Origin of the sequence: Thioalkalivibrio sp. ALgr3 (assembly GCF_000377325.1) — a bacterium.
GTDB lineage: Bacteria > Pseudomonadota > Gammaproteobacteria > Ectothiorhodospirales > Ectothiorhodospiraceae > Thioalkalivibrio.
On sequence record NZ_KB898024.1, the window covers coordinates 1 to 2101 of the forward strand.

Genomic DNA, 2101 nt, shown 5'->3' on the forward strand with positions numbered 1-2101 from the left:
GCGCTCATCAGCGCGACCCCCGCGCTGGTCAAGGCCAGGGTATCGAGAGGTCCGCCGAGCTTGGATCGAGAGTTCATGGGCGCTCCAAAACAGGAAGGATCTTCATGTAACTGCTGAACAGCATTGTACAACGTAGTGCGGAAAATTACAGCAGACGCGCTCCCTCGTGGTGGGTTTTTTCTGTCCGGCAATCCCTGTTGCAGCCGGATTCCCCGGCTTTAACCCGAAGCGATCCATCCCGGATTCGCAATGAGAAGGAGAAAAGATATGCAGCAGACCCGAGAAATGACCCCCGACTTCATGGCCGCCTTCGCGAAAGCGCAGGGTGAAATGGAGAACGCGGTCAAAAATGCGGAGAACGCCCACCTGAAGAACAAGTACGCCGATCTCTCGTCGGTCCTTCAGGCGATTCGCCCGGTGCTGTCCCGTCACGGCCTGTTCATCTCGCAGTGGATCGAAACCCTGCCGGGAAGCGTGGACAACGAATCCGGAGAGGTGATCCAGGGTGGCGACTATCTGCGGACGATCCTGGGGCACGCCTCGGGCGGGTACATCGAGTCGATGGTCCTGCTTCGCGTTCCCACCGGGAACGGGAAGACGCCCGGCCCGCAGTTGTTCGGCTCGGTGGTGACCTACATGCGTCGCTATCAGGCGCTCGCAGTCGCCGGGATCGCGGCCGACGACGACGATGGCGCCAGCGCCTCGGCGGTCGTGGCTGCGGAGTCCGCTCAGCCGCCGATCAGCCCCGAAGCGAAGGAGCCGCCGGAAGAACTCGTCCAGCGGATCAAGGCCATCGACACCAAGACCAAGGCGGATACCGCCCGTCAGTGGTTGACCTCGGCCGACACCGGGATCTCCGAAGATGCCCGGAAGAAAGCCCTCGCGCTTCTGAATGAGCAGGAGAAGAAGATCGCCAACCAGGGCGGTCAGCAGAGTGCCGTTGCCTGATTCCAGGTAGCGGGACTTCGACCACACCCCACCCTCGGCTTTGCCTTGGGTGGGTTTTTTTTGTCCGCCAATCCCCTTGCGATCACAGGCATGTCGCCTCGTGACGCTTGAACTCAAGTAAGGAGAAGCAAAATGGCTAACCGTGGTCTGAACAAAGTGCAACTCATCGGAAACCTGGGCAACGATCCGGAAACGCGCGAGACGCCGAACGGCGTCAAGATCGCGAATATCTCTATCGCGACTTCCGAGCGCTGGAAGGATGCTCAGTCTGGCGAGGTCAAAGAGAAGACCGAGTGGCACCGCTGCGTTGCCTTCAACAAAACCGCCGAGATCATTGGTCAGTATGTGACCAAAGGCTCGCAGGTTTACGTCGAAGGCAAGCTCCAGACGCGCAAGTGGCAGGACTCCGAGGGGAATGATCGCTACACGACCGAAATCGTCGTGAACGATCTCCAGATGCTCGGTGGTGGTTCCCGCAACGGTTCCTCCAACGGCAATCAGGCTTCCGAGCCTGCCCCGGCCACTGAAGGCGCCCCCGCCCCCGCCGACGACCCTGACATTCCGTTCTGATTAACGCGGAATTGCAGTACCCCGCCCACCCTTGGCTCTGCCTTGGGTGGGTTTTTTTATGCCCGCAATCCCCAGGGAAGCAGGCCATCCCGGCCCTGCATACCTGAAGGAGAAACATCATGTCGGCAACCGTGATCTACACCAAGCTCGGGGAGCGTAAGGGCAAAAAGCGCCTGTGGCTCGAAGGGCGCCGCCTTGCGCGTGCGGGGATCGCCCCCGGCCAGCACTTTGAGCTGTCTCACGTCGAGCAGAGTGGGAAAGCCGGTAAGGGCCTCGTAATGCGCTTCGTGGATACCGGCGAGCGCAAGGTCTCCCGCCGCAAGCGGGGGGGCGAGGAGCTTCCGGTGATCGACGTGAGTGGCGAGGAACTGGTCCGCACGTTCGGCACGGCCGAGCGCGTGCGGGTCGTGATCCGTCCTGGCTGCATCGAGGTCACCGTTCATCACCATGACCGGGCCTCGGCCGAGCGGTCGAGTCGTCTGATCGAGCGTCTGAAGGCTCGCCAACCCCTCCGCATTGGATCGCTGGCCCACGGGGGCGGCATCCTGGACCATGCCCTTCACCGGGGGCTGGAAGCGGCGGG

2 protein-coding genes and 1 pseudogene are annotated in these 2101 nt (G+C 61.8%); all 3 read left to right on the top strand.

Going from position 1 to position 2101, the window contains the following annotated elements:
* Positions 1 to 267: 267 nt before the first annotated feature.
* Positions 268 to 948 carry an ERF family protein gene (locus tag C998_RS0113845; RefSeq protein WP_018871468.1) on the top strand — a complete coding sequence of 227 codons (681 nt, stop codon included), beginning with the start codon at positions 268 to 270 and terminating at the stop codon, positions 946 to 948.
* A 132-nt stretch (positions 949 to 1080) separates the two neighbouring features.
* The gene (locus C998_RS0113850; protein ID WP_018871469.1) at positions 1081 to 1518 is read left to right on the top strand and encodes a single-stranded DNA-binding protein; all 438 of its coding nucleotides are present in this window, start codon (positions 1081 to 1083) and stop codon (positions 1516 to 1518) included.
* Between the two features lie 119 nt (positions 1519 to 1637).
* Positions 1638 to 2101, top strand: a pseudogene (locus C998_RS0113855) (DNA cytosine methyltransferase); the annotation flags it as partial.